Annotated in this window: 22 protein-coding genes, 2 pseudogenes and 2 riboswitches; of the genes and pseudogenes, 11 read left to right on the forward strand and 13 right to left on the reverse strand. The window is 34.9% G+C overall.

All coding sequences use genetic code 11. The annotated features are described in order from the left end of the window. Positions 1–113: 113 nt before the first annotated feature. Positions 114–563, reverse strand: coding sequence for an NUDIX hydrolase (locus VK90_RS15965; RefSeq protein WP_002173260.1), 450 nt, complete (start codon positions 561–563; stop codon positions 114–116). A gap of 107 nt (positions 564–670) precedes the next feature. After that, entirely contained in the window at positions 671–964 is a 294-nt protein-coding gene (locus tag VK90_RS15970) for a DUF3928 family protein (protein ID WP_002173261.1), read from the reverse strand. A 211-nt stretch (positions 965–1175) separates the two neighbouring features. Here VK90_RS15970 and VK90_RS15975 point away from each other — a divergent pair, with 211 nt between their 5' ends. Further along, on the forward strand, positions 1176–1793 hold the full coding sequence (locus VK90_RS15975; protein ID WP_002173262.1) for an ImmA/IrrE family metallo-endopeptidase: 618 nt from the start codon (positions 1176–1178) through the stop codon (positions 1791–1793). 15 nt (positions 1794–1808) lie between these two features. On the opposite strand, the pseudogene VK90_RS30765 reads toward VK90_RS15975, so the two are convergent. From VK90_RS30765 to VK90_RS15980, 3 genes and pseudogenes are all read right to left on the reverse strand, one after another. After that, positions 1809–1937: pseudogene (locus VK90_RS30765) on the reverse strand (DNA-binding protein); the annotation flags it as partial. A gap of 33 nt (positions 1938–1970) precedes the next feature. After that, positions 1971–2102, reverse strand: a complete 132-nt coding sequence (locus VK90_RS31100) for a hypothetical protein (RefSeq protein ID WP_269431822.1) — start codon at positions 2100–2102, stop codon at positions 1971–1973. Then, positions 2102–2434 (reverse strand): PadR family transcriptional regulator, encoded by a 333-nt coding sequence (locus VK90_RS15980; RefSeq protein ID WP_048374071.1) that lies wholly within the window; start codon positions 2432–2434, stop codon positions 2102–2104. The genes VK90_RS31100 and VK90_RS15980 overlap by 1 nt, the downstream gene beginning before the upstream one ends. A 260-nt stretch (positions 2435–2694) precedes the next feature. On the opposite strand from VK90_RS15980, the gene VK90_RS15985 reads away from it, so the two are divergent. After that, positions 2695–3471: a 3-hydroxybutyrate dehydrogenase gene (locus VK90_RS15985; protein ID WP_048374072.1), complete on the forward strand. Its 777-nt coding sequence runs from the start codon at positions 2695–2697 to the stop codon at positions 3469–3471. Positions 3472–3576: 105 nt separating this feature from the next. On the opposite strand, the gene VK90_RS15990 is transcribed toward VK90_RS15985, so the two are convergent. The 4 genes from VK90_RS15990 to VK90_RS16005 all read right to left on the reverse strand — a co-directional run bounded on the left by VK90_RS15990 (position 3577) and on the right by VK90_RS16005 (position 7124). Beyond that, positions 3577–3738: a YvrJ family protein gene (locus tag VK90_RS15990; protein ID WP_002173267.1), complete on the reverse strand. Its 162-nt coding sequence runs from the start codon at positions 3736–3738 to the stop codon at positions 3577–3579. A gap of 70 nt (positions 3739–3808) precedes the next feature. Beyond that, complete coding sequence (mtnA, locus tag VK90_RS15995; protein WP_048374073.1) at positions 3809–4867, reverse strand: S-methyl-5-thioribose-1-phosphate isomerase; 1059 nt, start codon at positions 4865–4867, stop codon at positions 3809–3811. Beyond that, complete coding sequence (mtnK, locus tag VK90_RS16000; protein WP_048374074.1) at positions 4864–6045, reverse strand: S-methyl-5-thioribose kinase; 1182 nt, start codon at positions 6043–6045, stop codon at positions 4864–4866. Before mtnK ends, mtnA begins: the two co-directional genes overlap by 4 nt. 88 nt (positions 6046–6133) lie before the next feature. Beyond that, positions 6134–6275: riboswitch (SAM riboswitch) on the reverse strand. A 69-nt stretch (positions 6276–6344) separates the two neighbouring features. Continuing rightward, positions 6345–7124, reverse strand: a complete 780-nt coding sequence (locus VK90_RS16005; RefSeq protein ID WP_048374075.1) for a carbon-nitrogen family hydrolase — start codon at positions 7122–7124, stop codon at positions 6345–6347. A gap of 99 nt (positions 7125–7223) precedes the next feature. Here VK90_RS16005 and VK90_RS16010 point away from each other — a divergent pair, with 99 nt between their 5' ends. The 6 genes from VK90_RS16010 (at position 7224) to VK90_RS16035 (ending at position 12246) form a co-directional block, all read left to right on the forward strand. Continuing rightward, positions 7224–8414, forward strand: coding sequence for a pyridoxal phosphate-dependent aminotransferase (locus VK90_RS16010; RefSeq protein ID WP_048374076.1), 1191 nt, complete (start codon positions 7224–7226; stop codon positions 8412–8414). 52 nt (positions 8415–8466) lie between these two features. Next, positions 8467–8572, forward strand: a riboswitch (SAM riboswitch). Between the two features lie 64 nt (positions 8573–8636). After that, a complete protein-coding gene (gene mtnW, locus VK90_RS16015; RefSeq protein WP_048374077.1) occupies positions 8637–9881 on the forward strand; it encodes a 2,3-diketo-5-methylthiopentyl-1-phosphate enolase in 1245 nt (414 codons plus the stop codon). Then, entirely contained in the window at positions 9878–10537 is a 660-nt protein-coding gene (locus VK90_RS16020; protein ID WP_048374078.1) for a 2-hydroxy-3-keto-5-methylthiopentenyl-1-phosphate phosphatase, read from the forward strand. The genes mtnW and VK90_RS16020 overlap by 4 nt, the downstream gene beginning before the upstream one ends. Beyond that, positions 10534–11172 carry a methylthioribulose 1-phosphate dehydratase gene (locus VK90_RS16025; RefSeq protein WP_048374079.1) on the forward strand — a complete coding sequence of 213 codons (639 nt, stop codon included), beginning with the start codon at positions 10534–10536 and terminating at the stop codon, positions 11170–11172. The genes VK90_RS16020 and VK90_RS16025 overlap by 4 nt, the downstream gene beginning before the upstream one ends. Then, positions 11150–11662, forward strand: a complete 513-nt coding sequence (locus VK90_RS16030) for a 1,2-dihydroxy-3-keto-5-methylthiopentene dioxygenase (RefSeq protein WP_048374080.1) — start codon at positions 11150–11152, stop codon at positions 11660–11662. The genes VK90_RS16025 and VK90_RS16030 overlap by 23 nt, the downstream gene beginning before the upstream one ends. 308 nt (positions 11663–11970) lie before the next feature. Beyond that, complete coding sequence (locus VK90_RS16035; protein WP_002173276.1) at positions 11971–12246, forward strand: hypothetical protein; 276 nt, start codon at positions 11971–11973, stop codon at positions 12244–12246. A gap of 60 nt (positions 12247–12306) precedes the next feature. Here VK90_RS16035 and VK90_RS16040 read toward each other — a convergent pair whose 3' ends face one another. From VK90_RS16040 to VK90_RS16055, 4 genes are all read right to left on the reverse strand, one after another. Next, positions 12307–12639, reverse strand: a complete 333-nt coding sequence (locus VK90_RS16040; RefSeq protein ID WP_048374081.1) for a DUF3909 family protein — start codon at positions 12637–12639, stop codon at positions 12307–12309. Between the two features lie 5 nt (positions 12640–12644). Beyond that, the gene (locus VK90_RS16045; protein ID WP_048374082.1) at positions 12645–13523 is read right to left on the reverse strand and encodes an NAD(P)-dependent oxidoreductase; all 879 of its coding nucleotides are present in this window, start codon (positions 13521–13523) and stop codon (positions 12645–12647) included. Between the two features lie 4 nt (positions 13524–13527). Then, positions 13528–14658 (reverse strand): serine hydrolase domain-containing protein, encoded by a 1131-nt coding sequence (locus VK90_RS16050; protein ID WP_048374083.1) that lies wholly within the window; start codon positions 14656–14658, stop codon positions 13528–13530. A gap of 83 nt (positions 14659–14741) precedes the next feature. Beyond that, complete coding sequence (locus VK90_RS16055) at positions 14742–16034, reverse strand: GGDEF domain-containing protein (protein ID WP_048374084.1); 1293 nt, start codon at positions 16032–16034, stop codon at positions 14742–14744. A 329-nt stretch (positions 16035–16363) separates the two neighbouring features. Between VK90_RS16055 and VK90_RS16060 the strand changes: the two genes are divergently transcribed. The 3 genes and pseudogenes from VK90_RS16060 to VK90_RS16070 all read left to right on the forward strand — a co-directional run bounded on the left by VK90_RS16060 (position 16364) and on the right by VK90_RS16070 (position 17992). Next, positions 16364–16981, forward strand: coding sequence for a nitroreductase family protein (locus tag VK90_RS16060; RefSeq protein WP_048374085.1), 618 nt, complete (start codon positions 16364–16366; stop codon positions 16979–16981). 238 nt (positions 16982–17219) lie between these two features. Beyond that, positions 17220–17438: a hypothetical protein gene (locus VK90_RS16065; RefSeq protein ID WP_002173282.1), complete on the forward strand. Its 219-nt coding sequence runs from the start codon at positions 17220–17222 to the stop codon at positions 17436–17438. 196 nt (positions 17439–17634) lie between these two features. Next, positions 17635–17992 (forward strand): annotated as a pseudogene (locus VK90_RS16070) (DUF3915 family protein). Positions 17993–18080 lie beyond the last annotated feature (88 nt).

An 18080-nucleotide genomic window follows, 5' to 3' on the forward strand; every position in this document is an offset into this window, starting at 1 on the left:
CCTAATAAGTTTTTAGATGGATTTCCATAAGATGTATGTCTACCATTATCATACTATAAACATACTAAAAAATCAAAATATTTAATATAATAAAAATAGAAGGAATTAACCTTCTATTCTGTTAATGCGTATAAGAATTTTTGTAAAATCTTCTCTGTCGTTTCATTCAATTTCGGTAACTTATCTACCGGAAAATATTGAAGCTGCAGCCCTTCATGATCCAGCCTTAATTCTCCACTTACATGATGCGCCTGATAAAGATGAATTACATTAAAAATTTCATCTCCATTTGGATAACGGAAATAAACTTCCTTTCCTGAAAGAACACCAAGAAATTGCATTATTTTCGCACTTAGCCCCGTCTCCTCGAATAATTCTCTACGAGCAGTTTCTTCTGTCGTTTCACCTAGTTCCATCGCCCCACCAGGTACACCCCAATCATATGTATCTGAACGATATTGAAGCAATACTTCTTGATTATCATTTAATATAATAATTGCTGATCCTACTAGAATAAGTGGTCTCGTACCAACTACTTTGCGTAACTCTTCAATATACCCCAATATGCAAACTCTCCTTTCCTCACCCTTCCTTATCATAACAAAATTCTCTTCCCTTTGTTGATGTAATTTTCAATTAAAAAAGGAAGCTTTCGCTTCCTTTTTTACCTTTATTTTCTAAGACTTTCGTATTTTACAGTTTCAAAAGCCTCTTCAATTTCCTCATTACGATAATGGACATATGTAAAACGCCCCAATTCTACTAATCTAGCTATTTCTTGTAGCGCTTTATATTGGTCATATTTTTCTTCAATTGTAATATGTACATGAAATTTCATTAATGGATGTTCATATAAAGGTTCTCCCACCTCTACATATACATCTTCAACCCCTTGCACAACTCTTACATAGCTCGCAAATTGATAAAGAGCTTCTCTGTCTGAAACAATTTTTAATGTATACATATATACTCCCCCTTTTCTTTACTATATCAAAAAGATGACCATACTACGTTATAGAACTATGAAATTTTTTCGACTTATATTATATATTTCAACAAAAACGGTTATACGCCTCCAAAAATAGAAGTAATGACAACTAGGGTTTTTATCCATACCTACCACCTTTTCCTCACATATATTATAGGAAGAATTTTTTCCATTTGAGGTGTTTTCGATGGATCAATATTTAAATATATGTATTTGCATTACCCCAGGAGCTGATATTTCAGACGAACGTATCGCAAAAGATTTAGCTGTCGCAGAATCAATATGGTATCCCATTACATTTCAAATTAAAGATGTAATTGTATTAAACGAGTTATTCCGCTTTACGAATGGAGAAATTAGTTATAAAAACTCTATTCAAAACCAACCGAAATTATCATCTTTTTTTAACACTTGTATTTCCGAATCCCCAAATTGTGATTTGTACATTTGCTACATCGCTAGTGATTATTTCAAAGAAACGGCAGTAATTGCCTGTGCTTACTCTTTAGCGAAGCAACAGCAACTCACTGGCTATATCGTTTTAACAAACTCAGCTGCTCCAATAAAAAATATATACACCCTCGCTCACGAAATTGGTCATATTTTATTTACAAGGCGGATTCATGGAAAACTTACGCACGCTGATCCCCATTCTCCAACAGGTTCTGAACATCATCCTTCTCCATCCAACCTTATGTATCCTATAGTCCCCCGCCCTGATCAAGTTCATATCAATTCATTATTAACAAATGAGCAAAAAGCTCTTTCTTTACAAAGTCCTTTATTACACAGAAAAAAACAGTAACAATATTGTTACTGTTTAAAACATCATATTCACATCAACAAAGCAAATGCCGGCTGCCAGAAATAAAAATATAGAACTAAAAGTAAACGTAACCCCTCTAAAAATCCCAATATAATATTTCTTTGGAAATATTTTTTTGCATATCTAAAGCAGCCTTTTTCTTATTAAACACCTAATTCACACTTTTTTCTCTTCAATTTTTAAATACCATCTCATTAATCCATATAAACTACCATACATAAGTAAAACCTTTGCAGTCAAAAATAATCTCATATCTAATAAAAACTTGCGTGCTTCATTTGATAGCATTATTTTCTGCTCCTCTTCCCTTCCAGTAGACGCTCTACACTACTTTGCATCGCTTCCCAGCGATCCATAAATTCATCTAGTGCTTCTTCGCCTTTTTCTGTTAATGTATAATATTTTCGCTTTGGGCCAGATGGAGATTCCTTCATTACACTTGTTATTAATCCTTCCTTTTGCATTCGTATTAATAACGGATAAATACTCCCCTCACTCGCCATTGTGAAGCCATATTTCGCTAGTTTTTCACTCATTTCATAACCATATATTTCACCTTCAGAAATAATAGCAAGGAGGCAACCTTCTAAAATCCCTTTTAGCATTTGACTTGTCGACATAATTCAAATCCTCCCACTATCTTGTTTTACAAGATAGGTAAGCGTAAGTATCTTGCTTTACAAAATAGTATAGCAGAGGCTACTTTGCAAAGCAAGATAGCTAACGACATTATTTCCAAATGTTTGCAGGAATTTCATTATCGCTTCTCTAAATAGAGCAATAAGAGAACTATTAGCCCGCTATTTGTGGGCTAATAATCAGTGAGGGATGCCCTCCACTGATTTAAATTTCACTTTATTATGAAGGGGTGTTTTTCATCATGGTTACAAATCGAGTTGTTTTTTTAACAGGTGCTGCGAGCGGTATTGGTTATGAAATGGGAAATGCTTTCGCAAAAGAAGGTGCAAAAGTTGTCATTAGTGATCGCCTTGAAGATCGTGCAAAAGAAGCTGCTGAACAATTGCAAAAAGAAGGTTTTCAAGCTATCGGTTTAAAATGTGACGTTACCTCCGAAGAAGAAATTGCAGCAGCAATTTCTCAAACAGTTACTCATTTCGGTTCATTAGATATATTAATTAATAACGCCGGAATGCAACATGTCTCACCAATTGAAGATTTTCCAACGGATAAGTTCGAACTTCTTATTAAAATTATGCAGATTGCTCCGTTTATCGCAATTAAGCATGCCTTTCCTATTATGAAGAACCAAAAATATGGGCGAATTATTAATATTGCTTCTATTAACGGCCTTATCGGATTTGCTGGAAAAGCTGCTTATAATAGTGCGAAACACGGAGTAATTGGATTAACAAAAGTGGCTGCTTTAGAGGGAGCAACTCATGGAATTACTGTAAATGCTCTTTGCCCTGGATATGTTGATACCCCCCTTGTACGCAATCAACTACAAGACTTAGCAACTACACGGAATGTACCACTTGAAAATGTTTTAGAAGATGTCATTTATCCACTTGTACCACAGAAAAGATTGTTACAAGTACAAGAAATTGCTGATTATGCTATATTTTTAGCTGGTGAAAAAGCAAAAGGTATAACTGGTCAAGCTGTCGTTATCGACGGTGGTTATACTGCTCAATAAGAGAAATAACGTGAAACTTTAATCAGTGAGGATTTTGTCCATCCTCACTGATTATTCTCCCGCACATAGCGGGAGAAAGTTTGCTCACAAAGAGCAAACTTTATTCTATTTTCTATCGCGAGGATCTTCATACTTTAGTAATTGTTGCGGGAGTTTTTCAATTGCAACAATTACTCCATCTAATTTACTTTCAATACGATGTAGTAAATATAATGTTACAACAATCGGAAACCCCACATTACCTATCATCGAGATCCACTCTTCCATCCTTCTCTCCTCCCTTCATTACATAAATAAGGGAAAAAGAAAACTTTAGGCATAAAAAAACAAGCTATCATTAATTAGCTTGTTTTTTAAATAATGACGTAATTTCATCTTTATAATCCCCTCTTAAAATACCCTTCTCAGTAATAATACCTGTAATTAATTCATGTGGTGTTACGTCAAATGCAGGGTTAAATACAGAAGTACCTATTGGCGCCACTTGTTTCCCAAAAATTTTCGTAACTTCTGTTTCGTCTCTTTCTTCAATGACAATTTCAGCACCTGTTTGTTTCGTAATATCAAATGTAGATAACGGGGCTGCAACATAGAATGGGATACCGAAATACTTTGCTAGTATAGCTAAATTTAATGTTCCTATTTTATTAGCAGTATCACCATTTTCAACGATTCGATCTGCCCCTACGATAACTGCATTAATTTCTTTCGTTCGAATTGCATGAGCTGCCGTATTATCCGTAATAAGCGTTACATTAATGTTTGCTTGCTCTAATTCCCATGTCGTTAAACGACCACCTTGTAACACTGGTCTCGTTTCACACGCATACGCATGTAAATGCACACCTTTCTCTTTCCCAATATAAAACGGTGCTAATGCGGTACCATATCTAGCAGTTGCAATACTCCCTGCATTACAAATTGTTAAAATTTTATTACCGTCTTTAAAACATGTTAAACCATGTTCTCCAATACTTCGGCACACCTCTTCATCCTCTTGCTGAATGCGAAGCGCTTCGTCCTCTAATATTTTTTGCGCTTCTTTTATTGTAGCAATCTCTCGAATAGATTCTCTCATACGATCGATTGCCCAAAATAAATTCACTGCCGTCGGACGTGATGTCCCTAAATAATTACAATCTCTATTAAACTTCTTTTGAAATTCATCGATATTTGGCTCATTGTATTTCTTTGCCGCAAGTGTCAAACCAAACGCAGCTACAATTCCAATTGCAGGTGCTCCGCGTACTTCTAACATAATGATGCTTTTCCATACCTCTTCAATAGTCGTTAATGTTTTGTATTCAGTGACATGCGGTAGTTTGGTTTGATTTAATACCGCAATGGCATCGCCTTTCCAACTTACAGATCTCGGAACAGTAATAATTGTACTCATGCCTTTATGCCTCCTAAAACTGTATGTTGAAATAATGTTCGAAACAGTTGAATATCTGCGCTCTTTGATTCATATTTTAATAGTTCTTTTCCTAAGTAAAGTGCTTGTTTCTTTGCTTGGATTCTTCTTTCTTTATCTGCTATTTCATCTAAATCAGCTACATGCGCTAAGCCAATTGTTCTACGAATAAGTTCACATCCGGCAAATCCAACAGCATCACTAAAAATGTTTTGCAAAATAATTGGTAACCATTGCTTTTCTTTCGTATATGCTTCTACACCTTCTCCAATCCATAACTTCGTAAAAGCTTCTACAAAATAACTCCATGTCTTCTCTATATGGAAAAACAACACATTTCTTTTTTCCTCTTCTCGCGATAACGCATTTAACAATAAATTTGCAATAAATTGACCTAAGTCAAATCCAAACGGGCCATAAGTTGCGAACTCTGGATCAATTACTTTCGTTTCAGCAGGTGATGAAAAAATACTACCAGTATGTAAATCCCCATGAATGAGCGCTTCTTTTCTCGTTAAGAACTTATATTTATGCTGCGCTACTTTTAATTTTAAAGTTTTGTCACTCCAAAGTTCATCAACTACTAGTTTCAAATCTGGCTCATAATCATTCGTATCATAATGACCAAATGGATCTGTAAACACTAAATCTTCTGTAATTTTACAAAGATCAGGATTAACAAATGTGCCATCCAACACTCTTTTCTCTTCTGAGCGTAAGCCGAAATCTGAAGTATAAAATAAAATATGTGCTAGAAAACGACCGATATGCTGGGATAAAAGTGGATACTCTTCTCCGTCTATTAATCCTTTTCTTGTAATTGTCAACCTTGATAAATCTTCTATTACTGTTACTGCCAGCTTCTCATCATGACTGTATACTTCCGGAACGTATTCCGGTACATACTTCGCAAAAATTTGCAGTGCTTTACTTTCAATTGTCGCTCTTTTTATAGACAGTGGCCAGCTCTCACCAACTACTTTTGCATATGGAAGTGCTTGTTTTATTATAATCGTCTTCTCTCCATCATCTAATTTGAAGACGTAATTTAAATTGCCATCCCCAATTTCATGGCAGATTACAGTTGCTTTCTTTTCAAAATAGCCCTGTTCTTTTGCGTATTGCACAGCTGTTTCTTCTGTTAATGAATAATATCCCACCGTCTTCTCCTCCTTTTAATTCAGAGGTTTTTCAACATAAGAAAAACCTCTTTCCACGAAGAAAGAGGTTTGAAGTTTATCTTCTCCCCTCTTATCTGCCAGAAAGTTTACTTTCTGCTGGAATTAGCACCGTGCCTTTTTGGCGTAATAAACGCCCCATTTCACAATGGTATTACGGTCGGTTGCTGGGCTTCATCGGGCCAAATCCCTCCACCTGCTCTTGATAAGAGTTGTATTTTTTTGAATTTTCAACTTTATGATGAAGACTATACCAAGAATAAAAATCACTTGTCAACATTTTATTTGTATAATTCTGGACGGCGATCAGCGAACACTGGAATTCCTTTACGTATTTCTTTAATTTTCTCGAGTTTAAGCTCTCCAAATAAAATAGATTCCTCTTCACTTGCCTCTACAACAACTTCACCCCAAGGATCCACAATTAAAGAATGACCTGCAAACTCATTATTCGGATCCTTTCCTGCTCTATTACACGCCACAACATAACACTGGTTTTCAACTGCTCTCGCTTGCAAAAGCAAGCACCAATGTGCTAAACGGGCTAACGGCCACTCTGCTACAACAAATAAAACTTTTGCGCCTTTAGCAGTATGAACACGCATCCACTCTGGAAAACGAATGTCATAGCAAATTGCTCCCGCGCACTCTACATCATCTAGCGTAAATTCACCTGTTCCATTACCAGCGATTAAATACTTATGTTCATCCATAAGCTGAAATAAATGCACTTTACTGTATTCATTTACTAGCTGCCCTTCGCGATTTACAACATACATCGTATTTGTAACACCTTGCTTCGTTTGCTTTGCTATAGAACCACCAACAATATGTACACCATATTGTTTTGACCATTCTTTCAACATATCTTTCGTTTCCAATCCATTCCTATCCGCAATCTCAGAAAGCCTCGTTAAATCATAACCTGTTGTCCATAGTTCTGGCAGTACAATAACATCCGGCTGCTCTTTCATAGCTTCTCTTATTTGTTTTTTTGCATTTTCAATATTCTTTTCCACATCCCCAAATGCGATATCCATTTGAATACATGCGACTTTCATTTTGTCAGCCCCATTCATTATTTTTTTCTTTACAAAATACTGGAAAGATTATATCATTTGTCACTAGAATTGTAACAACTTTCAAAAGAGGTGGAAAGTATGAAAAATTTTCAACCTTCCGAGGTAGTAACATCATTGCCGACACAATTTTTCGCTTCACTTGTTGCAAAAGTTAACAAAGTCGTTGCAGCTGGTCACGATGTTATTAATCTAGGTCAAGGAAATCCAGATCAACCAACACCGTCGCATATCGTAAAGGCTTTACAAGATGCGGCAGAAAAGACCCTTCATCATAAATATCCGCCATTTCGCGGACATGAAAGCTTAAAAGAAGCCGTTGCCACGTTTTATGAACGTGAATACGGAGTGACAGTAAATCCCGCTACCGAAGTCGCTATTTTATTTGGCGGAAAAGCTGGACTCGTTGAATTACCACTTTGTTTTACAAACCCTGGTGATACTATTCTCGTTCCAGATCCAGGGTATCCAGATTATTTATCTGGTGTTTCTTTAGCCAAAGCACACTTTGAAATAATGCCACTTGTCTCAGAAAATAATTTTTTACCGGACTATTCAAAAATAGATGACTCTATTGCCAAACAAACAAAGTTAATGTTTTTGAACTACCCTAATAATCCAACTGGGGCTGTAGCATCAAAAGAATTCTTTGATGAAACAATTCATTTCGCTAATAAGCATAATATATTAGTTATTCACGATTTTGCATACGGTGCTATCGGATTTGACGGAAAAAAGCCCGTTAGTTTCTTGCAAACAGACGGCGCCAAAGATACCGGCATTGAAATCTACACTTTATCAAAAACTTTCAATATGGCCGGATGGCGTATCGCTTTTGCTGTCGGCAATGAAAGTGTCATTGAAACGATTAACTTATTACAAGATCATATGTATGTTAGTATTTTTGGAGCTGTACAAGAAGCTGCCCGTGAGGCTCTATTAAGCTCGCAGTCTTGTGTGGTAGAACTTGTAAATTGTTATGAATCTCGAAGAAATGCTCTTATTAAAGCTTGTCATTCAATCGGATGGAATGTAACTATTCCAAAAGGATCATTCTTTGCATGGCTTCCTGTCCCAGAAAGTTTCACTTCTGAACAATTTGCTGATATGTTACTTGAAGAGGCCCATGTCGCTGTTGCCCCTGGTGTTGGATTCGGTGAACATGGCGAAGGTTATGTTCGTGTCGGTCTATTACATACGGAGGAACGATTGCAAGAAGCCATTAATCGAATCGATAAATTAAAAATTTTCAAAAAGTCATTGACAATATAAAAGATATCTGACAAAATTCAGATATCTTAAAAATTTAAACATTTCTAAATACTTCTTATCAAGAGCAGGTGGAGGGACGAGCCCGACGAAGCCCGGCAACCGATCTACAATTGTAGACACGGTGCTAATTCTCGCAGCGTTACGCTGACAGATAAGGAGCTGGTTGTAAAAAAACCTCTCCTTAGCTGAGAGGTTTTTTTATTTAACTAGGAGGTTATAACAATGAGCGGAATTATAGCGACATATTTAATCCATGATGATTCTCACAACTTAGAAAGAAAAGCGGAACAAATTGCAATTGGTTTAACAATTGGTTCATGGACTCATTTACCACACTTATTACAAGAACAATTAAAACAACATAAAGGGAATGTCATTCATATAGAAGAATTAGACGAACAAGAACATATAAACTCTTACCTTGCTAAAAAGGTAACACGTGGAATTATTAAAATTCATTATCCATCACTGAACTTCAGCCCAGACTTACCAGCCATTTTGACAACAACGTTTGGAAAACTATCGCTAGATGGTGAAATTAAACTAATAGATTTAACATTCTCAGACGAATTAAAAAAACAGTTCCCTGGACCGAAATTTGGAATTGATGGTATTCGAAACCTGTTACAAGTTCAAGATCGCCCTCTTCTAATGAGTATTTTTAAAGGGATGATAGGCCGTAATATTGGATATTTAAAAACACAACTACGCGATCAAGCAATTGGTGGGATAGATATTGTAAAAGATGATGAAATCTTATTTGAAAATTCATTAACACCGCTTACGAAAAGAATCGAATGTGGAAAAGAAGTATTACAATCTGTATATGAAACATACGGTCATAAAACTTTGTATGCAGTAAATTTAACAGGACGAACTTATGATTTAAAAGAAAATGCGAAACGTGCAGTGGTAGCTGGAGCAGACATTCTTTTATTCAATGTATTTTCTTACGGGCTAGATGTACTGCAATCACTTGTAGAAGATGATGAAATTCCAATTCCTATTATGGCACATCCTGCTGTAAGTGGCGCTTACGCTTCATCGAAACTATACGGATTCTCTTCTCCATTACTACTTGGAAAATTACTACGTTATGCTGGTGCTGATTTCTCTTTATTCCCATCACCATACGGTAGTGTTGCATTAGAAAAAGAAGAAGCTCTTCTTATTACAAAGAAATTGACTGAAGAAGACACGTTTTTCAAACAAAGCTTTCCTGTCCCATCTGCTGGAATTCATCCTGGTTTCGTTCCCTTTATCCTTCGTGATTTTGGTAAGGATGTTGTTATTAACGCTGGTGGTGGTATACATGGCCACCCAAATGGAGCACAGGGCGGTGGAAAGGCTTTCCGAGCAGCAATTGAAGCTACTTTGCAAAACATTCCACTCCATGAAGTAGATGAGATTAATTTGCAAAGTGCGCTACAAATATGGGGAAATCCATCTTATGAGGTGAAATTATGAGTATTCAAGTGTTTTGTGATTTCGATGGTACGATCACAAATAATGATAATATCATGTCCATCATGGAACATTTCGCACCACCAGAAGCTGAGGGAATAAAAGAAAGAATTTTATCACAAGAACTTTCTATTCAAGAAGGTGTTTCTCAATTATTTAAATTATTACCTACCACTTTACACAACGACATTATTAAGCATCTAAAAGAAACAGCGGAAATTCGTGCTGGCTTTAAAGAATTTATACAATTTGCAAATAAAAACAACATTTCTTTTTATGTTATTTCTGGCGGAATGGATTTCTTCGTCTATCCACTCTTACAAGGAATAGTCCCTAAAGATCAAATTTATTGTAATGCAACTGATTTTTCAGGAGATTATGTTGAAGTGAAATGGCCTCATCCTTGTGATGAACAATGTCATCATAGTTGTGGTCTCTGTAAATCATCATTGATTCGTAAACTAAGCTCTACAGATGATTTTCATATTGTAATAGGGGATTCCATTACTGATTTACAAGCAACAAAACAAGCCGATAAAGTATTCGCTCGCGACTTCCTTATTACGAAATGTGAGGAGAATCAGATTGCTTATACACCATTTGAAACGTTTTACGATATTCAATCTGAGTTACAACATTTGTTGGAGGTGAAATCATGAAACAGCTTTTCCGTCAATGGCATAACTTAAGCGAGATAAAAAAAGAATTAACAATTCGTAATTGGTTTCCAGCAACAAGTGGGAATATTTCTATAAAAGTAAGCCATGATCCGCTTACTTTTCTTATTACAGCAAGTGGGAAAGACAAAACCAAAACAACTCCAGATGACTTCTTACTTGTAAATCACGAAGGACTTCCTGTTTCAGATACTGAACTACGCCCTTCAGCTGAAACAATATTACATACACATATTTATAATAACACGGATGCTGGTTGCGTCCTTCATGTTCATACAACTGATAACAATGTCATCACAAATTTGTATAGCGATACAGTGTCTCTTCGGAACCAAGAAATCATTAAAGCTCTTGATATTTGGGAAGAAGGTGCAACGATTAACATCCCTATTATCGAAAATGATGCTCATATCCCAACACTTGGAGAGAAATTCCGAACACATATACAAGGGGATTCAGGAGCAGTATTAATTCGAAACCATGGCATTACCGTATGGGGGCGAGATAGCTTTGATGCAAAGAAAAGATTAGAAGCTTATGAGTTTTTATTCCAATTCCATATAAAACTATTATCAATTCAAGGAGGCGTTTCTAATGGCGCAAATTCGTATTCATGAAGTAAATGTTCGTATTGAAAATGAAGTGGAAGTATCAAGTTTTCTACAAGGAGAAGGTGTTTTATATGAGAAATGGAATATTTCTAAACTTCCTACTCATTTAAAAGAAACTTACTCCTTAACAGATGAAAACAAAGCTGAAATATTAACATTGTTTTCAAAAGAAATTGCTGATGTTTCAGAACGCCGAGGTTATAAAGCTCATGATGTAATTTCACTTTCAAATAGCACACCTAACCTTGACGAGTTATTAATTAATTTTCAAAAAGAACACCATCATACTGACGATGAAGTTCGCTTTATTGTCAGTGGCCATGGCATCTTTGCTATTGAAGGAAAAGATGGTCGATTCTTTGATGTTGAACTTGAACCTGGTGATCTAATATCTGTTCCTGAAAATGCAAGGCATTATTTTACCTTGCAAGATGATCGCCAAGTTGTAGCTATTCGTATTTTTGTTACAACAGAAGGTTGGGTTCCAATTTATTAAGGTAGTTGGTTGAATAAAAGGATTTGGACCCCCTTTTCCAACCTTTTATTCACTCTACATATATACATCCTCCTATGGAACAGGCTTATTTCATAAAAATGAAGTAAGCCTGATTTTTTATTTACTAAAAAGATTTGTCCCTTTCGTTTGCATATATCAAATCCCCTGATCATAATTCCACTTTATCAAGTGCATTTTTTGAACATTTATTGAACTTTTTTTGAATTTTTTCTGAAAATTCTGTTTTATATATGATATACTACAACTAATAAGAAGGAAAAGAATCTTGCAAACAGAGGGGGATAATCATGAGTTTACTTATCGCACTTATACTAGGAGTTTCATGCGGAGCTATTCCTGTCATTTTAGGAGCTATTATGGAAGAGTTAGAAGTTGGGGTTTTAGGTTTTGTCGCATCTTGTGTAAGCGCTTTATTTTTTGGTTTGTACGGTGCTATTCCTGTTTCTATTCTGTGCGCATTTTATATATTACGTCATGCTCGCACAAAACAGTTTGGTCCTAATCACATTGCACAAGTTATTCCATTCCCAATCGAACGATGCCGTCGTGCTTCCAGCTTATAATTATACAACTTGAATATTTTACCTGCCTATATAAATAAAAAGTCCTCAAATGAGGACTTTTTATTTATTCTCTTCTAGAAATTGAAACAATTCTTGTAGATGTAGTGCCTCTTCACTATAGCTAACAGATACATGACATGTACCTTCAATTTCAGCGTGCATGTAAAGATCAATTCCATCCCGATCATACTTCAATGCCAAATAAAACTCCATTTCTTCTAACATCTTTTTTGAAGTTCGAATAACATAATGTCCTTGTTCATCTCGCCCATATTCGAAATTTGGTTCAAAATCATATTTTTGTTTAAAAGCCTCTTTTTGCTTGCCATTAATCTGTACACAAGTTGCTCGCTGCACAGCATCAATCATCGTATCAAACTTTTGAAGATCCATCTCATTTACCCCCTTGTATACTTTTTGTATAATACTTGTGTTCCGCTATTCTCTTCTCCATCTTCCATTAACTCTTCATACAATTCCTTTGCTAAGCTTAAACCCGGTACTGGTAATTGTAATTTTTCAGCCTCATCTAAAGCAATCTTCATATCTTTCATAAAATGCTTTACATAAAAACCAGGTTCAAAATCTCCCTTTAACATTCGCGGTGCTAAATTACTTAATGACCAACTACCTGCTGCCCCTGTTGAAATACTCTCTAATACTTTATCTGCATTAAGTCCAGCCTTTTTTGCATAAGCTACTGCTTCACATACCCCTATCATGTTAGAAGCAATTGCAATTTGATTACACATTTTTGTATGCTGCCCACTCCCAGCTGGTCCTTGCAACTGAATATTTGTTCCTAGTTTTTCAAATAGAGGTAAGCATCTATCATATATTTCTTTCTCTCCACCTACCATAATTGCTAGTCTTGCTTCTTTAGCCCCTACATCTCCCCCAGATACAGGTGCATCTAATGTAAATACGTTCTTATTTTTCGCAACTTCATTAATACGTTTTGCTAATGTTGGTGTAGATGTCGTAAAGTCAATCGCTATCGTACCTTCATTTGCATGTTCTAAAATTCCATCTATCCCAAAGTATACTTCTTCTACATCGTGAGGATATCCAACCATCGTCATAACAACGTCAATTTGCTTTACTAACGCTTTCGGTGTATCACACCAAGTCGCACCCTCTTGTACTAAAGAATCCGCTTTTTCCTTCGTTCTATTATATACATATACTTTATAACCATTTTGCATTAAATGGTGGACCATGCTTTTTCCCATCACACCAATACCAATGAAACCTACTGATACATTTTTATATTCCATCTTCTCATCCCCTTTGTTCTAATAAATCATTTACCATCTTTCGAAATTCCTTATTAAAATCATCATCTATACCATTTTTCACATTTGAAAATAAAATAACAAACGTTCCTTTTTCTTTATTGAAATTGTTAAACGTATTCCAGCCAGATAGTACACCATGATTATGGAAATAATCTGGATATATGTAAAAACTAAATGCATATTTTTTCTCTGCAGATGGTGTAAACATCGCTTGTATACTTTGTTGTGAAAGAAGCTTGCCATTTATAATCGCTTCGTCTAATTTTTTCATATCCCCCACTGTCGTATACATCTCACCACAGCCATATAACCAGGCCATATTTAATGGTTTTGCAGGCTCAAGCTCTTGATTATTCTTTACATAACCCTTTGTGAAATTTTGATCTCCAGGTACCATATTCCCCATACCTGATTCATGCATCTCCGCCTTCGCAAATATATTTTCCTTTACATAATCCCCTAGAGGCTTTTTCGTAATATTTTCTATAATATAAGCGAGCACCATATAATTATAATCCGTATACATCCAGCCAGTTCCTGGCGGAAACTCTAATTTCTGACTTCCAATCCAATTTATTAAATGTATACGTGAAACTGCATTAACTTTTCCTTTTCCTTTTCCCGGTAAACCTGATGTATGCGTTAATAAATGATATAAAGTAATATTTTTATCTGCTGGAAATGAAGGAATATATTTATTTACATTGTCTTGAATGTTTAATTTCCCTTGTTCTTGTAATTGTAAAATAGATGTAGCAACAACTGTTTTCGTAATAGAACCGATACGATATTTTGTTTGTGGCGTATTTTCTATTTTATTTTGAACATCCGCATATCCATATCCTTTATTCAATATAACATGCTCTTTATCTGTCACCAAGACTGTTCCATTAAATTGCTTTCCTACCAAATATTCATCCAACTTTTGGGATATCCTAGCATAATCAATTTTCGGTTCTTCTTTTTCTTCTGTACTCCCCTGTACTTTTGACCCAATAGCAGGCGTTACTTTAGAAGTTAATACTTTTTGTTCCTTTTGGCTATAAAGAAAATAAAATACTCCGCCACAAATAATAGCGCATACTGAAGCCATAATCATTATTTTTTTCATCATATACTTCCTCCGTTATTACAAATACTACCCTTCATTCTATTATCCGGCAATAAAAAAAAATCGCAACAATTTGTTGCGAAAAATCACATTTTTTCTTTTCTATATATACACACTTGATTTTTCCCATTTTTTTTCGCTTCATATAATGCAATATCCGCTCTTTGCATTAATTCTTCTCTTGTAATCCCTTGCTCATATAACGCAACACCAAAACTTGCTGTTAATTTCGAAATTCCAGAGAATTGTTTTGTTTCAATGAAAAATCGCAATGATTCCGCAACTTGAAAAGCTTCTTTTTCTACCGTATTTGTCACTAATATTATGAATTCCTCTCCTCCCCATCTTGCAAATATATGTTGATGTTCAACTTTAGATTTCATAAGATCTGCAAGTTGTATTAATGCTAAATCGCCAAAATCATGACCATATGTGTCATTTACTGTTTTAAAATTATCTATATCAAACAAAATAAGTGCAATTTTTTCATCCTTACGTATTCCATTCTCCCACTCTGTCTCCAATATTTGTTGGAATTTTAAACGATTATATATTTCTGTCAATGAATCTATCATAGCCAATCTTTCTTGCTCTTGATAGATTTCATCTAATTCTGTAATCTCTGTGCACTTCACTACAAATCGTGATAAATCTTCTGGCAATGGTGTGGCACGTAATAAAAAGGTAGACACTTCTCCTTCATAATTGTACATCTTAATTCTTCTTCCATTTGTTAAAGTATCATCCAGCCATGTTATATCGTGGGTCGTCGAATAATAGCCATTCTCTCTAATAAGATGTTCTGCAAAGACTAAATGCTGTTCGCGATATGCAAATAAATTTTCATAACCGAAAAATTCCAAGAAATTTGTATTACAATCAACAATTTCATCATCTTCTACTATAAATAATAAATCATTTTGAAAATCAAACATCATTTGAAGTAATTCTTGTTGTAAACTTACTTGTCGTACTAAAGAAAGCTGATACAAACTCTTATTTACTTCCTCAAGTACCACTTGTGGGGTTACTGGTGCTATAACAATATTACGTATTCCTAACATAAGTAAATCTGCAAATTCATTGTTTATCTGTTGATCCCAAATGACAATGAATGCACTCTTCGGATCATATATATTCTTTATATATTTTATTTGAGCAAAATCTGTTACATACAGAATTACAATATGCGGTCTAGTTCTATGAAATAATATTTCTCCTTCTTCAAAACTATTTGCTATAAACATACATTTTGGATGGACATTTTCTATCGTTTGTTGATGTGTACATCCATCTTCTATATAAAGGACATTCAACTGAAGATCTTGTAATACATTTTGGAAAACAGTATTCTCTAATAAAAAACGTAGTATGTTCATCACTAGTCTTCACTCACTTCATATATCTTGTTCTACTGAATTCCTCACAATCATTTTATAAAAGATTGTTCCAAAAAAATCCGATTAGTGAGGGATACATATTAACAAGCTAATTGAGAATGTTATCTGCGCTTATCTACTCTGGAAATTCCTTTTTTAGTGTATGATTATATGAAGTGTATCGTTTGTATGAATGCCCTACCTTATTGTTTAAAACTTGACAATTAAAATAAAGATATTATATCCTTAAATTCGATAACTTACAAAATGTAAGTAGAATATATTATATGTATTTTTATTAAGTTGATATGTAATTTGGAGGATATATAATGACAAACAATAATTTTTTTAACGTTTTATATGAACGCACATCTACACGTGCATTCAACCCTGAAAAAGAAATTTCATCTACAGAACTACACGATATTTTAAAAGCAGCTGCACAAGCACCTTCTGCTTGGAACTTACAACACTGGAAATTCCTTGTTTTCCAAGGAGAAGATGTACAAAAACGATTACATCCAATTGCTTATAACCAACAACAAATTCTTGATGCTTCTGCCGTAGTCGCTATTTTAGGTGATTTAGAAGCTTATAAAAATATTGAACCCGTTTACGGCCCAATTGTAGAACAAGGATTTATGAAAAAAGAAGCAAAAGAGCGCTTAGCTACAAATATTGAATCTGCATATAATCGTGAGCAATATCCGCGAGATGCTGCCTTTTCAAATGCAGCTTTAGCAGCAATGCAACTTATGCTTGCAGCTAAAGCAACTGGCTGGGATACTTGCGCAATTGGTGGTTTCAACTCACAAGCATTAATGGAAGAATTCAATGTTTCATCTCGTTACGTACCAATTATGCTTATTACAATTGGTGAATCAACTTTAAAGGGTCACCCTGCACCACGCATGAGCGTCGAGCAAGTAAGTGAATGGGCGAAGTAATAAAAAACGAAGGTAATTCATTACCTTCGTTTTTTATTACTTTTCTTTGTCATATATTCGTAATATCAAATCAGATATTTCGACATTAATACATGTAAAATCATAAAATTCATTTCCTATATATAAAAATATATGACGTTTTATGTCGAAGTTTGTTAGATCGTTGAAATATAGGCGTGTTATTTTGTTACAATTATGATACAATGGTAACAAATAGATAACAAGAGAGGGATTTTCATTGAATTCATACGGAAGCTTTATTGCGCTTTTAAGTTACATCGTAACTGTACTGCTTCTATATTTTATTGGCGATGCTGCAAATATTTCAGTGTTACAATTCCCAAAAGAAGAAGCGTTCCAATTAGAGGAAGGATTACATACCTCACGATCTATCGTACCACTACTTTTAGCTCTTCCCGTATATATCATCGTTTTATATAAAAGTAAAAAAGTGTAAAGATTACCTATTTCATTCATTTTGGTGGTCTTTACACTTTTTTATGCTATTTTACCCATTTTAAACATCATCCCGTAATAAACACCCATCTAGTCGTTTAAAATGAGAAAATCCCCTAGAAAAAATTCCACTCTCTGTCCAGTCACGAACTACCGAACTTACATAGATTATAAATGTGAAGGGGGTGATGAGGATTATATTTGGATCATTTGGATGCTGTGATAACTTTAGAGAATGTCATCATCATGAAAGAGAGTGCAACCACCGAGAAAGAGAGAGAAGAAGTTAGACCACAACGACCTGCTGTATGTAACGTACTTGCTAGCATTTCAGTTGGAACATAAATTTCTCTTTTAAGCATTAGAGGCCACCAATCATTCCGTAATGTAATTTTTGAAGGATTCTGTAACGGTGTTGCTCTTTTCTCTGCTTTAGCTAATAACAACAAAGATAACAATAAAGACGATAAGAACAATCAAAATAATCAAAACCAAAATACTTTTACTGGCATTTTACGTGTATGCCCAACTGATATTATCGCAATCGCTATCTAATTCTGTCCCTTATCCTCTATAGTAAGAAAATAAGCTTTACTTTTCTCATAGAAAAAACCTGAGACCGATTTCAAATCGACTCAGGTTT

The organism is Bacillus sp. LK2, assembly GCF_001043575.1.
Taxonomy (GTDB): domain Bacteria; phylum Bacillota; class Bacilli; order Bacillales; family Bacillaceae_G; genus Bacillus_A; species Bacillus_A paramycoides.